General features: G+C 60.1%; 19 protein-coding genes and 1 riboswitch. Of the genes, 10 read left to right on the forward strand and 9 right to left on the reverse strand.

Annotated elements, in window-relative coordinates:
• Positions 1 to 491: 491 nt before the first annotated feature.
• Both purH and purD read left to right on the forward strand, forming a co-directional pair.
• Positions 492 to 2,081 carry a bifunctional phosphoribosylaminoimidazolecarboxamide formyltransferase/IMP cyclohydrolase gene (gene purH / locus ACJ8HB_RS24450; protein WP_094860210.1) on the forward strand — a complete coding sequence of 530 codons (1,590 nt, stop codon included), beginning with the start codon at positions 492 to 494 and terminating at the stop codon, positions 2,079 to 2,081.
• 48 nt (positions 2,082 to 2,129) lie between these two features.
• Entirely contained in the window at positions 2,130 to 3,413 is a 1,284-nt protein-coding gene (gene purD, locus ACJ8HB_RS24455; protein ID WP_033636738.1) for a phosphoribosylamine--glycine ligase, read from the forward strand.
• A 49-nt stretch (positions 3,414 to 3,462) separates the two neighbouring features.
• Here the strand turns inward: purD and ACJ8HB_RS24460 are convergent, their stop codons facing one another.
• The 6 genes from ACJ8HB_RS24460 to nudC form a co-directional block, all read right to left on the reverse strand.
• Positions 3,463 to 4,134 (reverse strand): DUF1481 domain-containing protein, encoded by a 672-nt coding sequence (locus tag ACJ8HB_RS24460; RefSeq protein ID WP_094860209.1) that lies wholly within the window; start codon positions 4,132 to 4,134, stop codon positions 3,463 to 3,465.
• A gap of 36 nt (positions 4,135 to 4,170) precedes the next feature.
• The gene (hupA, locus tag ACJ8HB_RS24465; RefSeq protein ID WP_004929874.1) at positions 4,171 to 4,443 is read right to left on the reverse strand and encodes a nucleoid-associated protein HU-alpha; all 273 of its coding nucleotides are present in this window, start codon (positions 4,441 to 4,443) and stop codon (positions 4,171 to 4,173) included.
• Positions 4,444 to 4,632: 189 nt separating this feature from the next.
• The gene (locus tag ACJ8HB_RS24470) at positions 4,633 to 5,223 is read right to left on the reverse strand and encodes a YjaG family protein (protein ID WP_025160203.1); all 591 of its coding nucleotides are present in this window, start codon (positions 5,221 to 5,223) and stop codon (positions 4,633 to 4,635) included.
• Positions 5,224 to 5,271: 48 nt separating this feature from the next.
• Positions 5,272 to 5,958 (reverse strand): deoxyribonuclease V, encoded by a 687-nt coding sequence (nfi, locus tag ACJ8HB_RS24475; RefSeq protein WP_033649987.1) that lies wholly within the window; start codon positions 5,956 to 5,958, stop codon positions 5,272 to 5,274.
• A 9-nt stretch (positions 5,959 to 5,967) separates the two neighbouring features.
• Positions 5,968 to 7,032, reverse strand: a complete 1,065-nt coding sequence (gene hemE / locus ACJ8HB_RS24480; protein WP_047569727.1) for a uroporphyrinogen decarboxylase — start codon at positions 7,030 to 7,032, stop codon at positions 5,968 to 5,970.
• Between the two features lie 38 nt (positions 7,033 to 7,070).
• The gene (gene nudC, locus ACJ8HB_RS24485) at positions 7,071 to 7,838 is read right to left on the reverse strand and encodes an NAD(+) diphosphatase (RefSeq protein ID WP_033638644.1); all 768 of its coding nucleotides are present in this window, start codon (positions 7,836 to 7,838) and stop codon (positions 7,071 to 7,073) included.
• Between the two features lie 101 nt (positions 7,839 to 7,939).
• Between nudC and ACJ8HB_RS24490 the strand changes: the two genes are divergently transcribed.
• From ACJ8HB_RS24490 to ACJ8HB_RS24525, 8 genes are all read left to right on the forward strand, one after another.
• Positions 7,940 to 8,443: an Rsd/AlgQ family anti-sigma factor gene (locus ACJ8HB_RS24490; protein ID WP_047569730.1), complete on the forward strand. Its 504-nt coding sequence runs from the start codon at positions 7,940 to 7,942 to the stop codon at positions 8,441 to 8,443.
• A 39-nt stretch (positions 8,444 to 8,482) separates the two neighbouring features.
• Positions 8,483 to 8,607: riboswitch (TPP riboswitch) on the forward strand.
• A 114-nt stretch (positions 8,608 to 8,721) separates the two neighbouring features.
• Positions 8,722 to 10,665: a phosphomethylpyrimidine synthase ThiC gene (thiC, locus tag ACJ8HB_RS24495; protein ID WP_047569731.1), complete on the forward strand. Its 1,944-nt coding sequence runs from the start codon at positions 8,722 to 8,724 to the stop codon at positions 10,663 to 10,665.
• Positions 10,658 to 11,308, forward strand: coding sequence for a thiamine phosphate synthase (gene thiE, locus ACJ8HB_RS24500; protein WP_033655322.1), 651 nt, complete (start codon positions 10,658 to 10,660; stop codon positions 11,306 to 11,308). The genes thiC and thiE overlap by 8 nt, the downstream gene beginning before the upstream one ends.
• On the forward strand, positions 11,301 to 12,050 hold the full coding sequence (locus tag ACJ8HB_RS24505; RefSeq protein ID WP_033636730.1) for a HesA/MoeB/ThiF family protein: 750 nt from the start codon (positions 11,301 to 11,303) through the stop codon (positions 12,048 to 12,050). The genes thiE and ACJ8HB_RS24505 overlap by 8 nt, the downstream gene beginning before the upstream one ends.
• On the forward strand, positions 12,047 to 12,247 hold the full coding sequence (thiS, locus tag ACJ8HB_RS24510) for a sulfur carrier protein ThiS (RefSeq protein ID WP_016929423.1): 201 nt from the start codon (positions 12,047 to 12,049) through the stop codon (positions 12,245 to 12,247). Before ACJ8HB_RS24505 ends, thiS begins: the two co-directional genes overlap by 4 nt.
• 1 nt (position 12,248) lies before the next feature.
• Positions 12,249 to 13,028, forward strand: a complete 780-nt coding sequence (locus tag ACJ8HB_RS24515) for a thiazole synthase (RefSeq protein ID WP_094860208.1) — start codon at positions 12,249 to 12,251, stop codon at positions 13,026 to 13,028.
• Complete coding sequence (gene thiH, locus ACJ8HB_RS24520) at positions 13,028 to 14,161, forward strand: 2-iminoacetate synthase ThiH (RefSeq protein ID WP_047569735.1); 1,134 nt, start codon at positions 13,028 to 13,030, stop codon at positions 14,159 to 14,161. The genes ACJ8HB_RS24515 and thiH overlap by 1 nt, the downstream gene beginning before the upstream one ends.
• Positions 14,162 to 14,898: 737 nt before the next feature.
• Entirely contained in the window at positions 14,899 to 15,678 is a 780-nt protein-coding gene (locus tag ACJ8HB_RS24525) for a helix-turn-helix domain-containing protein (protein ID WP_033636724.1), read from the forward strand.
• Here the strand turns inward: ACJ8HB_RS24525 and ACJ8HB_RS24530 are convergent.
• From ACJ8HB_RS24530 to ACJ8HB_RS24540, 3 genes are read right to left on the reverse strand one after another with little or no spacing between them, the layout of a single operon-like run.
• A complete protein-coding gene (locus ACJ8HB_RS24530; protein WP_033636723.1) occupies positions 15,664 to 16,938 on the reverse strand; it encodes a sensor histidine kinase in 1,275 nt (424 codons plus the stop codon). The genes ACJ8HB_RS24525 and ACJ8HB_RS24530 overlap by 15 nt on opposite strands.
• Position 16,939: 1 nt before the next feature.
• Entirely contained in the window at positions 16,940 to 17,404 is a 465-nt protein-coding gene (locus tag ACJ8HB_RS24535) for an oxidoreductase (RefSeq protein ID WP_047569739.1), read from the reverse strand.
• Positions 17,404 to 17,850: a GNAT family N-acetyltransferase gene (locus ACJ8HB_RS24540; protein ID WP_047571700.1), complete on the reverse strand. Its 447-nt coding sequence runs from the start codon at positions 17,848 to 17,850 to the stop codon at positions 17,404 to 17,406. The genes ACJ8HB_RS24535 and ACJ8HB_RS24540 overlap by 1 nt, the downstream gene beginning before the upstream one ends.
• Positions 17,851 to 17,912: the final 62 nt, after the last annotated feature.

Below are 17,912 nucleotides of genomic sequence, written 5' to 3' on the forward strand. Positions count from 1 at the left end.
TCTGATAAATTGTTAAAGAGCAGTGAGTTAGGCGCTTTCGCTTGCTAACTCGAGGTGGCGTATATTACGCTTTCCTCTTTCAGAGTCAACCCTAATTTTCAGGATTTTTTCTCTGCGACACCCGGATACTCTGTGAAGTTGTTCACATGTTCCGTGTCGATGGAGGCGCATTATAGGGAGTTCCTCGCAGGCCGCAACAGGTATTTTCCGCAAAAACGATCGTTCGCTGCATTCCACAGCAAAACCCCGCCTTATACCCACTTGCACACAGTGTTATCCACAGATGCGATTTGCACGGAAAATTTACGAGCGCCACGCAAACGTTTTCGCTACAATTCCCCGCGACGAAACGATCCCCCTTTTTATGGGGGCGTTACCTGAATATGCGCCTGCCCCTCCCTTATAAGGCAAAAACCTTTCCTTATAGAGAGAACGAGGTGGACATTCACGTAACGCTCTTTAATTGCGACTCAAAGCCAAGGGATAAAACCATGCAACAACCTCGTCCAATCCGCCGGGCCCTGCTCAGCGTGTCTGACAAAGCCGGTATCGTTGAATTCGCCGAAGCGCTTTCCCAGCGCGGCGTTGAACTGCTCTCCACCGGCGGCACCGCTCGCCTGCTGGCAGACGCCGGTCTGCCCGTTACCGAAGTTTCCGACTACACCGGCTTCCCGGAGATGATGGACGGACGAGTAAAGACCCTGCACCCGAAAGTTCACGGCGGTATTCTCGGCCGCCGCGGGCAGGACGACGCCGTCATGACTCAGCATGACATCCAGCCTATCGACATGGTGGTCGTCAATCTGTACCCGTTCGCCCAAACCGTGGCGCGCCCGGATTGCTCGCAGGAAGACGCGGTCGAGAATATCGATATCGGCGGCCCAACCATGGTGCGCTCCGCCGCCAAGAACCATAAAGACGTCGCCATCGTAGTGAAGAGCAGCGACTACGCCGCCATCATTACCGAGATGGACAACAACGACGGCTCGCTGCGCTATGCCACCCGCTTCGATCTCGCCATCAAGGCCTTCGAGCACACCGCCGCCTACGACAGCATGATCGCCAACTACTTCGGCGCGCTGGTGCCGGCGTACCACGGCGAGACCGAGCAGCCGTCCGGCCGCTTCCCGCGCACCCTGAACCTCAACTACATCAAGAAGCAGGATATGCGCTACGGTGAGAACAGCCACCAGCAGGCCGCCTTCTATATAGAAGAAGAGGTAAAGGAAGCGTCCGTCGCGACCGCCGAACAGCTGCAGGGCAAGGCGCTGTCGTATAACAACATCGCCGATACCGACGCCGCGCTGGAATGCGTGAAAGAGTTCGCCGAGCCGGCCTGCGTGATCGTCAAACACGCCAACCCTTGCGGCGTGGCGATCGGCGACGACATCCTGGCCGCCTACGAGCGCGCTTACCAAACCGACCCGACCTCCGCCTTCGGCGGCATCATTGCCTTTAACCGCGAACTGGATGCCGCCACCGCGCAGGCGATCATCAGCCGCCAATTCGTGGAAGTGATCATCGCGCCAAACGTCACCCAGGAAGCGCGCTCCCTGCTGGCCGCCAAGCAGAACGTGCGCGTGCTGGCCTGCGGCCAGTGGCAGCAACGCGTGGCGGGGCTGGACTTCAAGCGCGTCAACGGCGGCCTGCTGGTGCAGGATCGCGATCTGGGCATGGTGACCGCCGCCGATCTGCGTGTGGTATCCGAGCGCCAGCCGACCGAGCAGGAACTGCGCGACGCGCTGTTCTGCTGGAAAGTGGCCAAGTTCGTGAAATCCAACGCCATCGTTTATGCACGTGACAACATGACCATCGGCATAGGTGCCGGCCAGATGAGCCGCGTTTACTCCGCCAAGATCGCCGGCATCAAAGCAGGCGACGAAGGGCTGGAAGTGAAAGGGTCCGCCATGGCCTCCGACGCCTTCTTCCCGTTCCGCGACGGCATCGATGCCGCGGCGGCGGTCGGCATTACCTGCGTGATCCAGCCGGGCGGCTCTATCCGCGACGACGAAGTGATCGCCGCCGCCAACGAACACGGCATCGCCATGATCTTTACCGACATGCGTCACTTCCGCCATTAATTCCTTTTGCCGCGTGCGCTCCGGCGCACGCCATTCGTGGAGCCCCTGATGAACATTTTGATTATCGGCAACGGCGGGCGCGAACACGCGCTGGCCTGGAAAGCCGCCCAGTCTCCGCTGGCGGACAAAGTCTACGTTGCGCCTGGCAATGCCGGCACCGCGCTGGAAGCCAATCTGGAAAACGTGGCGATCGCCGCCACCGACATCCCTGCCCTGGTCGCTTTCGCCCAGAGCCATGACATCGGTCTGACCATCGTCGGGCCGGAAGCGCCGCTGGTGATCGGCGTGGTCGACGCCTTCCAGGCCGCCGGCCTGAAAATCTTCGGCCCGTCGCAGGCCGCCGCGCAACTCGAAGGCTCCAAAGCCTTCACCAAGGATTTCCTGGCGCGCCACCGCATCCCGACCGCCGAATATGAAAACTTCACCGAGGTAGAGCCGGCACTGGCCTATGTGCGCCGCAAAGGCGCACCGATCGTCATCAAGGCCGATGGCCTGGCGGCCGGTAAAGGCGTGATCGTCGCGATGACGCTGCAGGAAGCGGAAGAAGCCGTGCGTGACATGCTGGCCGGCAACGCGTTCGGCGACGCCGGTCATCGCATCGTGGTGGAAGAGTTCCTCGACGGCGAAGAAGCCAGCTTCATCGTGATGGTCGACGGCGAGAACGTGGTGCCGATGGCCACCAGCCAAGACCACAAGCGCGTCGGCGACGGCGATACCGGCCCGAACACCGGCGGCATGGGGGCTTACTCCCCGGCGCCGGTCGTGACCGACGAAATCCACCGGCGCGCCATGGATCAGGTGATCTGGCCGACGGTGCGCGGCATGGCGGCGGAAGGCAACACCTACGTCGGCTTCCTGTACGCCGGCCTGATGATCGCCGCCGATGGCCAGCCGAAGGTGATCGAATTCAACTGTCGTTTTGGCGATCCCGAAACCCAGCCGATCATGCTGCGCCTGCGCTCCGATCTGGTGGAACTGTGCCTGGCGGGTGCCGAAGGCCGCCTGAACGAGAAAAGCTCCGACTGGGACGAACGCCCTGCGCTCGGCGTGGTGCTGGCGGCCGGCGGTTATCCGGGCGACTATCGCAACGGCGAAGTGATCCAGGGATTGCCGCAGCAGGAAAGCGCCGACGGCAAGGTCTTCCACGCCGGTACACGCCTGCAGGGCGATGATGTCGTCACCAGCGGCGGCCGCGTGCTGTGCGTAACGGCGCTGGGCGACACCGTGGCGCAGGCGCAGCAACGCGCCTACCAGCTGGCGGAAGGCATTCAGTGGCCGGGCAGCTTCTGCCGCAAAGATATCGGTTATCGCGCGATTGCGCGCGGCAAGTGATTTGGCCGTCTAAGGTCATGATGGGAGGCTCCGCAGCGCGGGGCCTTTTTTACAGCTGCTCTTCTTTCGGTTCCCAGCTGCAGAAGTCGTCGTTCGCCACCAGCAGCAGTTCGCTGCCTTCGGGCGCTTCCAGCCAGGCGACGCTCACCGGCCGGCTACTGCTGCGGGCGCGTTTCTCGATCCAAACGATGGAGGCGGCATCCAGCCCCGGTTTCATGCGTTGGCCGTCGCAGGTTTGCACCTCGCCCTGCATCCAGTGCCCCTGCAGCAATTTCACCTTGCCGGCGCGCAGCGCATTGCTCACTTCAAGGATACGCCGCGCCTGATATTGGTACAGAGCAATTTCATCGCTGGTCAGCGGTTCGCGGCGTGTCGCCAGCTGGCGCTGCATAAAGCTCACCGTGCCGTCGTCGGCAAAGCGCAGCTGAATGGAATCTCGATCGCCGTCGGCATCGTTGCGTTTGATTTGGCGCAGCACGTCGCCCTGATAGGTGTACAGCGTGGTGATGGTACCCGGACCACGGTAAGGGCTGTAGACGCTGACCAACACCTGCGGACGATGTTGCTCATCGTCTTTACGCCACAGGCGTATCACACCCTGATCGGCCACGAAGCCGCTGGCGGTAAAGCTGGGGATATCGGAATGGAAACTGCAGGCACTCAGGCCGACGGCGATGCCAACGGCCATGAGCGCCCGACGAGCAAACAAAAGGGGCGCCATCGCCCCCCTGTTTATTCTTTTCACCGAGGCGCGGTCTTATTTAACAGCGTCTTTCAGTGCTTTGCCAGAAACGAACGCAGGCACGTTGGCTGCTGCGATTTTGATTTCTTTGCCAGTCTGTGGGTTGCGGCCAGTGCGCTCGCTACGATGGTTTACTTTGAAAGTACCGAAGCCAACCAATTGTACTGCATCACCTTCTTTCAGAGACTCAGTAATAGCAGCCAGGGTGGATTCCAGAGCCAGTTTAGCTTGTGCTTTGGAAAGGTCAGCCTTGTCCGCGATTACATCAATCAGTTGAGTCTTGTTCATAAGTTATCCTTACAGTGTGTTTATCGTTTGCAAAGCATCGAGTGCGACGGATATGCCGATTGACAGCACTCTCCTGCATACACGCACCGATAGCCACTTTTTTTACGCCCCCCAAATGTAGACCAGACAGGGTGCGGATGTGAAGCCTTAAGGCATGACAAATCAGGCGTTAAATCACGTTTTGTTGCCTTATTGCGCTAAATTTATCCCGATGTTGCTGACACCGGCCTCTCGCAGGTCGGATCGCAGCCCCTTGATCAGGTCTATATCGCGCTCTTCACAGGCGTCCAACAGGCGGAAAATTTCCCATTGAATGTCCCATTCTTCCTCTACCGCAGGCAAACTTTCCAACTCTTCGTCGGTCATTTCCTTACCAGCTTGGGTCATTTCCAACATCGCCACGGTGCGAATCGATGTTTCGCTGATGGCGATGGCGTGCTCCAGCGTCTCCCCGCCGAGCCGCGAATGGATCAGTTCCCCTAATGCGATACAGGCATCAATTGCCGGGTAAACGCCGTAAAGATCGTAATCTTCCGCCGACGGAATCGCCTCTTCCAACTTCTCGAGCTGGCTGTCGAAGTTGACCTTGGCGTCCTTCACCACCAGCGTTTCCCACACCAAATCCAGAATGCGGCGATAAACCGCCGGATCGCCGAACTCGGTCTGTTTGCAGAACATCTGGTAATTCGGGTACATACGCTCGCACAAACTGGCCATAAAGGTCAAATGTTGCCAGGCCTCGAGCCGTTCCAGACGTAAATGAATCGGGTTACGTAGCATGCTTTACTCTCTTACGCGTTATCTGCGGCGCAGTGTACCCGAAATCGCTCATGGCGACACCTCCGGATGCTGCTGCAACCAACGCTGAAACGCCGGACGGCGCGATGCGATGGCGTCGGCCCAACGGGTCGGCTCCGGTAAACGGTAGCCCGCCATACAGCGTTGCACCCACGCCAGCGCGCTGTCGGCGCTCACGCGATGGCCGGTAGAGATGAACAGCGGGTTGCAACGCGCCTTGCTGCGCCACACCCAGCCCAGCTGTTCCCCCTTATCTTCCAACGGCGCCAGCGCGCCGACGGCGGCGTCCAGCGGCGCAAATTTGCCGCACAGGCGCTTCTTGGCCACGCCGATGGTCGGCACATCGACCAGCAGGCCGAAATGGCTGGCGACGCCGAGACGCCGCGGATGCGAAATGCCATGCCCATCGACGAAGATCAGCCCCGGTTTCTGCTGCAGCTGCCCCCAGGCGGCCAACAGCGCCGGGTATTCGCGAAACGACAGGAAGCCCGGGATGTAGGGCATGACGGTGGCGATGCGCGCCACCTGATACTCCACCAGTTCCAGCGACGGATAGCGCAGGATGGCGATGGCGGCGCGCGTCACCGCCCCCTCCTGCTCGAAGCCCACGTCGGCGCCGGCGATGAAGGCCGGCGGTTCGGCCGGCAGATCGTCGTAGCGAATGACTTCAGCCGCGCGCCGCAGCTGTTCGGCGCGCAGGGCCGCCATATCGGTCACATCGAATCCTTAACGGTGGTATTTCGCCGAGTGCGCGTGCACCGCCTCGACGAAGGCGCCGGCGTGCTCCGGCGGCACATCCTGATGGATGCCGTGGCCCAGGTTGAACACATGGCCGTTGCCGTGGCCGAAACCGGCCAGAATGGTCTCCACTTCTTCCGCGATGCGCGCCGGAGAGGCATAAAGCATCGACGGATCCATATTGCCCTGCAGCGCCACTTTGTCGCCCACGCGCCGACGCGCGTCGGCGATGTCGGTGGTCCAATCCAGCCCCAGCGCATCGCAGCCGGTGGCGGCCATCGCCTCCAGCCACTGCCCGCCGCCTTTGGTGAACAGCGTCACCGGCACGCGGCGGCCGTCGTTTTCACGCAGCAGCCCGTCGACGATCTTGTGCATGTAGTGCAAAGAGAACTCGCGGTAATCGCGCCCGGTCAGCACGCCGCCCCAGGTGTCGAACACCATCACCGACTGCGCGCCGGCCTTGAGCTGGGCATTGAGGTACAGGATCACGCTGTCCGCCAGCTTGTCCAGCAACAGGTGCAGCGTGGCCGGTTCGGCATACATCATCTTCTTCAGCTTGGTGAAGGCTTTGCTGCTGCCGCCTTCGACCATATAAGTCGCCAGCGTCCACGGGCTGCCGGAGAAGCCGATCAGCGGCACTTCGCCCTTCAGCTCGCGGCGAATGGTGCGCACCGCGTTCATCACATAGCCCAGTTCCACTTCCGGATCGAACACCGGCAGCTTGTCGACGTCGGCGCGGCAGGTTATGGGGGAGCTGAAACGCGGGCCTTCGCCGGCTTCAAAGTACAGGCCGAGCCCCATGGCGTCGGGAATGGTGAGAATGTCGGAGAACAGGATGGCGGCGTCCAGCGCATAGCGGCGCAGCGGCTGCAGCGTGACCTCGCAGGCCAGCTCCGCGTTCTTGCACAGCGACATGAAATCACCGGCCTGGGCGCGGGTCGCCTTGTACTCCGGTAAATAACGACCGGCCTGGCGCATCATCCATACGGGGGTCACATCCACCGGCTGGCGCAACAGCGCGCGCAGGTAGCGATCGTTCTTCAACTCAGTCATTTATGGGGCTCCCTTAATAATCTGCCGGCCATTGTACATTATTCTGCCCGGCACAGCGCCACGGTGTCCTCAATCAACCGGCGCGCCACGGTGCCGGGCGGCGGCAACAGCGGCAATTGGTCGTAGCGATACCAGCCGGCGTTGAGCAGCTCCTTGGGATCGTGACGAATTTCCCCCTGATGGTAATCGGCCATAAAGGCCATCATCAGCGAGTGCGGGAACGGCCAGGGTTGTGAAGTGACGTAGCGCAGGTTCTTGATTTCGATATTGCTCTCTTCCATCACTTCGCGCGCTACCGCCTGCTCCAGCGTTTCGCCCACTTCGACGAAGCCGGCCAGCACCGTGTGGATACCGCCGCGATGGCGCACGTGTTGCGCCAGCAGGATCTGATCCTCGCGCCGAATGGCGACGATCACGCAGGGTGCAATCTGCGGATAGTAGCGCTCTTTGCAGTGGCCACACAGGCAGGCGCTCTCGCTGCGGCTGAGGTGCATCTCATGGCCGCAGTAGCCGCAATAGCGATGTGAACGGTAGAAATCCGCCAGCTGCACGCCGCGCCCGGCAAGCTGAAACAGACCGCGATCCAGATCCAACAGCTGACGCACCGAGCCCATCTCCCGCGGCATCGCCTGGCGCACCAGCCAAACCGGCGCACCCGCCCACTCACCGATGGTGCGCGCCATACGGCCCTGCAGCCCGAGGGTGGCGGCCGTCCCCGACGGCAATTCACCGTTCGGTAACCAAAGTTTGCTTTCATGGCTGACGATCCACCAGCCGTTTTCATTGCCCGTTAATGCAAGTTCCATATCGTTGTTGCACAACCTCAGCTTCACTGGCACTCTACGAATCGGCTTTGTTACATTTTAATAACTTACCGGTTACTTTTATTACTTACACGGAGTCAAACATGCTCAACCGTTTGGAAAGGCTGACTCAGCGCGTTGGCGGTAGTAATGAATTAGTTGATCAATGGCTTCAGGCCCGCAAGCAGTTGCTGGTCGCCTACTGCACGCTGGTAGGCCTCAAACCGAATAAAGAAAAGCATACGCCGCTGAATGAAAAAGCGCTGGAGAACTTTTGCCACAACCTGGTGGATTACCTCTCCGCAGGGCATTTTCATATCTATGACAGAATTATCAAACAAGTGGAAGGCGCAGCCAGTCCGAAAATGTCGCTGGCGGTGAACATCTACCCCAAGCTGTGGGCCAATACCGAACAGATCATGGCGTTCCACGATCGCTATACCGAAGTGGATATCGATCAGGAGGTTTGTCTGGAATTCCACCAGGCCTTGTCGGATATCGGCGAAACGCTGGCGGCGCGCTTTGCGCTGGAAGATAAGCTGATCCTGCTGGAGGCGGAAGCCGCGCAGCAAACGCTGCCGGAACAGGCGCTGGATCCGGCGCGTTAAAATTTTATAGTTTTTTTTCTTATCCCTCCTATACTGGGGGGCATCTTGTCGGAGTGCCTAGCGCCTGATTTGTTCATCGAATCAGCCAGGCTGAGACCGTTAATTCGGGATCCGCGGAACCTGATCGGGTTAATACCCGCGAAGGGAACAAGAGTAATCTATCGCCACAGGCACGGCCTTCCCCTTGCGGGCCCCCTGCCTTATCGGCCACCATCATTACTCCCTCCGAGCTCCAGACAAGCAACTTTCCCAACCCAACACACTGGTAGGAACTTGCTATGTCTAACGTTAATCCACCGCGCGCCCGTAAAGCGCAACGCGAAGCCGCCCAGCAGTTTATCGACACCCTGCAAGGCATGGCTTTCCCGAACTCACGCCGTATCTATCTGCAAGGCTCGCGCAGCGATATCCAGGTGCCGATGCGCGAAATTCAGCTCAGCCCGACCCTGCTCGGCGGCAGCAAAGACAACCCGCAGTATGAACCCAACGAGGCGATCCCGGTGTATGACACCGCCGGCCCCTACGGCGATCCGCAGGCCAAGCTCGACGTGCACGCCGGCCTGGCCAAACTGCGCGCCGGCTGGATCGACGCGCGCGGCGATACCGCCACCCTCAGCGGCGCCAGCTCCGGCTTCACCCAACAGCGGCTGGCGGACGAGGGGCTTGATCACCTGCGCTTCGAACATCTGCCGCTGCCGCGCAAGGCGCTGCCGGGCAAGTGCGTGACCCAGCTGCACTATGCCCGCGCCGGTATCGTCACCCCGGAGATGGAGTTCATCGCCATCCGTGAAAACATGGGGCGCGAGCGCATTCGCGGCGAGGTGCTGCGCCACCAGCACCCGGGTCAAAGCTGGGGCGCCAATCTGCCGGACAACATCACGCCGGAGTTCGTGCGCCAGGAAGTGGCCGCCGGCCGCGCCATCATTCCCGCCAACATCAATCACCCGGAGGCGGAGCCGATGATCATCGGCCGCAATTTCCTGGTGAAGGTGAACGCCAATATCGGCAACTCGGCGGTCACGTCGTCGATCGAAGAAGAGGTGGAGAAGCTGGTGTGGTCCACCCGCTGGGGCGCGGACACCGTGATGGATCTCTCTACCGGCCGCTATATTCACGAAACCCGCGAGTGGATCCTGCGCAACAGCCCGGTGCCCATCGGCACCGTGCCGATCTACCAGGCGCTGGAGAAGGTCAACGGCGTGGCGGAAAACCTCACCTGGGAGATGTTCCGCGATACGCTGCTGGAACAGGCGGAGCAAGGGGTCGACTACTTCACCATCCACGCCGGCGTGCTGCTGCGCTACGTGCCAATGACCGCCAAACGCCTGACCGGCATCGTGTCACGCGGCGGCTCGATCATGGCCAAATGGTGTCTGTCGCACCATCAGGAAAACTTCCTCTATCAGCATTTCCGTGAAATCTGTGAGATCTGCGCCGCCTACGACGTTTCGCTGTCGCTCGGCGACGGCCTGCGCCCCGGCTCGATTCAGGACGCCAACGACGAAGCCCAGTTCGCCGAGCTGCATACGCTGGGCGAGCTGACCAAAATCGCCTGGGAATACGACGTGCAGGTGATGATCGAAGGCCCGGGCCACGTGCCGATGCAGATGATCCGTCGCAACATGACCGAAGAGCTGGAACACTGCCACGAAGCGCCGTTCTACACCCTCGGCCCGCTGACCACCGATATCGCCCCGGGCTATGACCATTTCACCTCCGGCATCGGCGCGGCAATGATCGGCTGGTTCGGCTGCGCCATGTTGTGTTACGTCACGCCGAAAGAACACCTCGGCCTGCCGAACAAAGAGGACGTCAAGCAGGGCCTGATCACCTACAAGATCGCCGCTCACGCCGCCGATCTGGCCAAAGGCCATCCGGGTGCGCAGATCCGCGATAACGCCATGTCCAAGGCGCGTTTCGAATTCCGCTGGGAAGATCAGTTCAATCTGGCGCTCGATCCGGCCACCGCCCGCGCCTATCACGACGAAACCCTGCCGCAGGAGTCCGGCAAGGTCGCCCACTTCTGCTCGATGTGCGGGCCGAAATTCTGCTCGATGAAAATTTCGCAGGAGGTGCGCGACTACGCCGCGGCCCAGGAGGCCGCCAAGCCGATCGAAGTGCAGCTGACCGGCATGGAGAAAATGTCCGCCGAGTTCCGCGCCCGCGGCAGCGAGCTGTATCACAGCGCCGGCACCCTGCAAGAGGAGACAAGCAATGACTGATATCACGACCCCCTTCCCGGCTACGCCCCACAAGCTGGGGCTTTACCCGGTCGTCGACAGCGTGGAATGGATCGCTCGCCTGCTGGAGGCCGGCGTCACCACCATCCAGCTGCGCATCAAGGACCTGCCTGACGAGCAGGTCGAAGCGGATATCGCCGCCGCCATCGCGCTGGGCCAGCGTTATCAGGCGCGGCTGTTCATCAACGACTACTGGCGGCTGGCGATCAAGCACGGCGCTTACGGCGTGCATCTGGGCCAGGAGGATCTCGATACTACCGATCTGGCGGCCATTCACCGCGCCGGGCTGCGGCTGGGCGTGTCCACCCATGACGACGCGGAGCTGGCGCGCGCGCTGGCGGTGAAACCTTCCTACATCGCGCTGGGGCACATCTTTCCCACCCAAACCAAAGACATGCCTTCGGCGCCGCAGGGGCTGGCGGAGTTGAAACGCCACATCGCCGGCCTGGCGGATTACCCGACGGTGGCGATCGGCGGGATCAGCATCGATCGCGTACCGGCAGTGCTGGCGTGCGGCGTCGGCAGCGTGGCGGTGGTCAGCGCCATCACCCAGGCGCCGGACTGGCGCGCGGCGACGGCCGAGCTATTGCGGCTGATCGAAGGCGAGGATCCGAACGATGCTTAACGATCAGGAATTCCTGCGCTACAGCCGCCAGCTGCTGCTGGAGGACGTCGGCCCGGAAGGCCAGGAGAGGCTCAAGCGCGCCACGGTGCTGATCGTCGGTTTGGGCGGGCTCGGTTCCCCGGCTTCGCTGTATCTGGCCGCCGCCGGCGTCGGCACGTTGCTGCTGGCCGACGACGACCAGCTGCATGTCACCAACCTGCAGCGGCAAATCCTCTACCGCAGCGCCGATACCGCCACCGGCAAGGCGGCGCTGGCGCAACGCCACCTGCAGGCGCTGAACCCGTTGGTGGAATCCATCCCGCTGGCGCAGCGGCTGCAGGGGCAAGCGCTGCGCGACGCGGTCGCCCGCGCCGATCTGGTGCTGGACTGCTGCGACAATATGGCGACCCGTCATGAGGTCAATGCCGCCTGCATCGCCGCCGCCAAGCCGCTGATCAGCGGCAGCGCGGTCGGCTTCAGCGGCCAGCTGCTGGTGCTCGAGCCGCCCTATGCGCACGGCTGCTACGCCTGCCTGTACCCGGAGCAGGAAGAGCCGCAGCGCAACTGCCGCACCGCCGGGGTGCTCGGCCCGGTGGTGGGCGTGATCGGCACTCTGCAAGCGCTGGAAGCCATCAAGATGCTGGCCGGTATGCCTTCCTCCCTCAACGGCAAGCTGCGGCTGTTCGACGGCAAGCAGCAGAGCTGGAGCACGCTGCAACTGAGCCAGGCCCGCGCCTGCCCGGTATGCGGAGGCGCGGCATGAAGATCCGTCTGAACGACCAACCGCTGGAGCTGGCGCAGCCGCTCAGCGTCGCCGCCCTGCTGACCCAGCTGGAACGCCACCAGCCGGGCACTGCGCTGGCGATCAACCAAACCATCATCCCGCGCGCCGACTGGGCCGACCATCAGGTGCAGGACGGTGACGACATTTTGCTGTTTCAAGCGATCGCCGGAGGCTGACATGCTGAAAATCGCCGATACCACTTTTACCTCGCGCCTGTTCACCGGCACCGGCAAGTTCGCCACCCCGGCGTTGATGCTGGAGGCACTGGCGGCCTCCGGCTCACAGCTGGTGACCATGGCCATGAAGCGCGTCGATCTGCGCGGCGGCAACGACGCCATTTTGGCGCCGCTGCAGCAGCTGGGCGTAAGGCTATTGCCCAACACCTCCGGCGCCAAAACGGCCGCCGAAGCGGTGTTCGCCGCCCGGCTGGCGCGCGAAGCGCTCGGCACCCACTGGGTGAAGCTGGAGATCCATCCCGATGTGAAATACCTGCTGCCGGATCCGATAGAAACGTTGAAGGCGGCGGAAACGCTGGTGAAAGACGGTTTTGTGGTGCTGCCCTACTGCGGCGCCGATCCGGTGCTGTGCAAACGGCTGGAAGAGGTGGGTTGCGCGGCGGTGATGCCGCTCGGCGCCCCTATCGGCTCCAACCGCGGTCTGCGCACCCGTGACTTCCTCGAGATCATCATCGAGCAGGCCAAGGTGCCGGTGGTGATCGACGCCGGCATCGGCGCGCCGAGCCACGCGCTGGAAGCGATGGAGCTGGGCGCCGACGCGGTGCTGGTGAATACCGCCATCGCCGTGGCGCGCGACCCGGTGCAAATGGCACGGGCGTTTCGCCTGGCGCTGGAGGCCGGCGAGCTGGCGTGCAGCACCGGATTGGGTGCCAGCCAGCGCGATGCGGCCGCCTCCAGCCCGCTGACCGCCTTCCTCAGCCAACCAGAGGAGGCGCAGTGATGGGCGACGATTTCAGTAGCCGCTGGCAACAGCTGGATTGGGACGACATTACGCTGCGCATCAACGGCAAAACCGCACGCGACGTGGAACGCGCGTTGAACGCCGACAAGCTGACGCGCGACGACTTTATGGCGCTGATCTCCCCCGCCGCCGCGCCGTATCTGGAACCGCTGGCGCAGCGCGCGCAGCAGCTGACCCGTCAGCGCTTCGGCAACGTCGTCAGCTTCTATGTGCCGCTGTACCTCTCTAACCTGTGCGCCAACGACTGCACCTATTGCGGCTTTTCGATGAGCAACCGCATCAAGCGCAAAACGCTGGACGCGGCGGAGATCGCACGCGAGTGCGAAGCCATCAAGGCGCTGGGGTTCGATCACCTGTTGCTGGTCACCGGCGAACATCAGAGCAAGGTTGGCATGGACTATTTCCGTCAGCACATTCCGGCGATCCGCCGCCACTTCAGCTCGCTGATGATGGAAGTGCAGCCGCTGGCGCAGGACGAGTACGCCGAACTGAAAGCGCTGGGCCTGGACGGCGTGCTGGTGTATCAGGAAACCTACCATCCGGCCACCTATCTGCAGCACCATCTGCGCGGGCAGAAGCAGGATTTTCATTGGCGCCTGGCCACGCCGGATCGCCTGGGGCGCGCCGGGATCGACAAGATCGGCCTCGGCGCGTTGATCGGCCTGTCCAACAGCTGGCGCACCGACTGCTACCTGCTGGCGGAACATCTGTTCTACCTGCAGCAAACCTACTGGCAGAGCCGCTACTCGATCTCGTTCCCGCGTCTGCGCCCCTGCGCCGGCGGCATTGAGCCGGCGTCGATCATGAGCGAGCCTCAGTTGGTGCAGCTGATCTGCGCCTTCCGGCTGTTCGCGCCGGACGTTGAGCTGTCGCTGTCTACGCGTGAATCGCCGTACTTCCGCGATCACATGATCCCGGTGGCGATCAACAGCGTCAGCGCCGGATCCAAGACGCAGCCCGGCGGCTATGCCGACGACGTGCCGCCGGAGTTGGAACAGTTCGAGCCGCACGACGGCCGCACGCCACAGCAGGTCGCCGAGGCCATCAGCAACGCCGGGCTGCAGCCGGTGTGGAAAGACTGGGACGGTTATCTGGGACGCAGCACGCAATAAGCGGCAACGTTTACCGCCGCGTGAAGAAAACGCTGGAGCGGCCGCGCAATGCCGAACGCCGGCGCTGGCGCCGGTAACCTCCCCGGCTATAGTGACCTTGCCGACCGCCAAACCCGGCGTCGGCCGGGGCCGTCACCCTCTCGATGGCCCCGCCTTATCCCATCCCGGATCGCGCCGGAGCTTCTCTTGCGCGACGCCGGGCCCTCGTCCGCGGCAACGCGCATATGGCGTATCGCGGCCGGTAAGGGCGTACGGGCAGATTGCCTTGTCGGCTAATGGGCAGTCAGAAAGATGGCATAACGATGTGCGGCACTCACTCAGGAGTGATACTCATAGAGCGCTGTGGCGGCAGAAAAGTGGGAACGAGGATAAGAAGGTACAGCGACGAAGAGAGATTCGAGTGGTCATCCCCGGTGCTGCCATTGGCCCTGGTGTTGGCCGCGGATCTTTTTGCCGCCTGCTCCCTGCTTACGGACAAGAGCAGGCGGTTTATTTTGTGAGACTGGCACCCCCCCAGGACGCGAATCACACAGTATGTGCGCTAATTAACCATACAAACGATTAAATGTGAATGTCTTTTGAGTGTTTTTTTATTTAGCACCGAGTGTATTTTGAGTTTGACAAGCAAAATCAAACTGATATCGCTGCAACCCCCAGTCATCATCTATAATCCAGCACGGGTCCTCGCGCAGGTTTTTCAGCGCTCGCGGTCAACATCAAAAAAAGCCAAGGTTGTCATGAAGAAAACGCCAAATTACATCGATGCAATCAGCGCGTTGCTCACTCTGAAAGGAGTTGGCGACAGAAAGCATGCCTCCACGATGGCCAACATACTGAACCTTCAGTACAACAGCGCCAAACAGAAGCTGGATGGCAAAAGAGGCATCACCCTCGATGAAGTCAAAAAGGTATTTCAGTACTTCAACGAGCCGTTTGCCGGCCAAAGGACGCATAACGCCGTCTTTATCATGAACAGCATTCACAAGCGCTGCAATATTGAGGTTGACGAGCGCCCGGTCACGCAAGCGGACAACGACGAAACCTACGCCTGCAAAAAAGACGATCTTTTCATCATCAACACCAATCGGGAACATGCCGCCGAGGCTCCGCTGTACAAAGTCAACAAGATAGACTTTCTGCCGGCCCCGCGTATCGCGATCCTGGACAATGATGGGGATATTCTCGAACTGTTGAAGAAGATCGCCAGCCGATACGGCATCGAGACTGAGACCTTTCAGACGGCGGACGCCATGCTGGCCGCGCTGGAACAGCAGTCCTTTGAGGCGTTTATTCTGGACTGGCTGTTGGATTTCGGCGAGACCTCCGAACGCGTCGTGAAGAAAATTAAAGACGCCCTCGATCCGCACGCCCGCATCATCATTCTGACCGGCCAGCTGAATCACTACGAGAAAAACATCGGCGATATGATCCTGCACTATGACGTACATCTGGTGGAAAAACCGACCAAGCCGCTGATTATCTCCTCGCTGCTGCTGTCGAACCTATTCTTTAATTAGTTTGACCGGGATGCGGATCAAAAACGATGAGCCCACCCCTTCGACGGATTTGGCTTTAATGGTACCTTTCATCGTCGTGACGTAATTTTTGATAATGGTCAGCCCCAGCCCCAACCCCTGCCGCGTTTCCCTTTCCACCCCCTGATTGAACGCCTTATACAACCGATCCAGATTTTTGACGTTAAACCCGATGCCGGTGTCTTTTACCCGCAAATACAGATTGCCGTGACATACCTTCACGTTAAGGGTTATCGCGCCGCGGTGGGTAAATTTGTCCGCGTTGCTGAGCAGGTTGGCCAATATTCGGTAGAGCTTGTATTTATCAGAACCAATCAGCCCGGCATAAGACGAACGGTGAATCACGAGGCGATTGCCGCGCCCGGCGCCGATGCCGGTTACGGCATCGTCCACCACCTCATTCAGCCGGAAGGTGGAAATATTGATTTTGACTTCCCCCATCTCAAGCCGCGAATAATCCATTACCTCGCGCGTTTGTTCGGCGATCTTATTGCCGTGATAGGAGATCAGGCGGGCTTCTTTTTTCAACTCTTCCTGCGCCAGCTCGTGCTCCATGATATCCGCGGCAATGACGATGGCCTGAGTCGAGCCGGCGATCTCGTGGTAGATGGAAGAGATAAAGATGTTCTTGTTCTTGATGATCTCTTTTAACGAGAAGGCATTTCTCAGCACCAGGAACATCATCAGAAACACCAAAATCAACGAAAAGAGGGCGAACATCTCGGCTTTACTCGAATTCTCCTGGATGATGCCTTTCACTTCGGTAAAGTTTTTAATCTGTATCCGATAAATAATTTCCTGGATATCGACCAGCGTGCCCTCGATATCATCCATATAAGAGAGAATGTCCGCCTTGTTTTTCTGCCCCACCAGCAAGCCGGCGGAGAGATCGTCCAACGTGCGGTACTGCTGCTTCAACAGCGCAACATTCTTGATGAACTCGTCGTCGTAATAAAAAGAGTCGCTGAAGGTAGAACGGCTCTCCAGGATCTGAATCTTCGAGTAGAAGATTTTCTTTTTGATCTGGAAGGCGTCGTAGTCGTTATTTTCACTGAGCAGCAGCGCGGTTTTGGTTCTTTCAAACGCCAGAAAGAGGATCTCGGCCACCGAGTAGTTGTCCAGATTGGGCTCGATCTGCTTATAGCGTTCTTTTACGCCGCCGAAGTTAATGGCAATCAACAAAATCAATAAGGAGAAGATGGCAACCAACGCGATAAGAGTACCGATCAGTTTTTTGCTCATCTTATTTCAGCTCCAACCGTTTAACTTGCCAGACGGTTTTCGCGTTCACATCCAGGTTATTCAGCTCGGCGTAGCTATCGCGCGGATAAATAATGGCGAACGGCCCCAGTTCCCCCACGTCGATCGGCTTGCCGCCGCGCTGATAGGCGACGATCACGCGGTATTTAGTCATCTCGTCAATCGGCATCGAATAGGAGTAATCATCCCAGGCGAAAGCGCGCACCGACTGGCCTTTCAGATGATAGGCTTTCACCAGCTCCGCAAACTCAACGCCGGTGAACGTATCTTCCGGGGTGAAATTGGTCGAGGTTTTAATCGTGTGCGACGGCATCGCCTCCAGCATCTGCCGGGTTATCTTGATCTTCTCGCCGTCGAGCGGCTTCAGGTAAAAGTAGTCAACGGCCGCATACAGCGGCGCGCTGAACAGCGAAAGCAGCAGTAACGTCATCAATCCATTGATTTTCATCAGTCACCCTCTTGGCGTTTCACCAGTTCGACCTGGCCGAATTCATCCTGCCCGACCACGGCCCAACCGTTATATTGATAAAATCCTTCGGCTTTGGAGCCGGGATCGGTGGTTAAGTGGATCGCTTCGGCACCATGCTCAAACATCCAGTGAGTGATCCGTGCCAGCAAGGCGGAGCCGATCCCCTTCGACTGGTATTCCGGCTTCACGAACAGGCCGCCGATCAGCGGTTCAGGGATGAATAACCCGAAGCCAACGCCGGCATAGTCGTCGCCATGCTTGCAGATCCAGCCGCCGCCCTGGTTGATGTCCTCCAGCGCCTGTTTGCGCTGCAGATACTGGATCTGATGCGGATGCAGCAGGTTTTCCTCAACGGAAAAGCGGATCTCATACAGGTAAGGCAGGTGTTGCGCCGTCAATTTTTCGAAGGTAATGAGGCTGTCCATGTTCGCACTGTCCTTGGTTGTCAGGTAAAAAGCGCCGGTCAATTTCTGCTGTAACCATAGTA

This window comes from Serratia sp. CY27727 (assembly GCF_052169275.1).
In the GTDB taxonomy this organism is placed as follows: Bacteria; Pseudomonadota; Gammaproteobacteria; order Enterobacterales; family Enterobacteriaceae; genus Serratia; species Serratia sarumanii.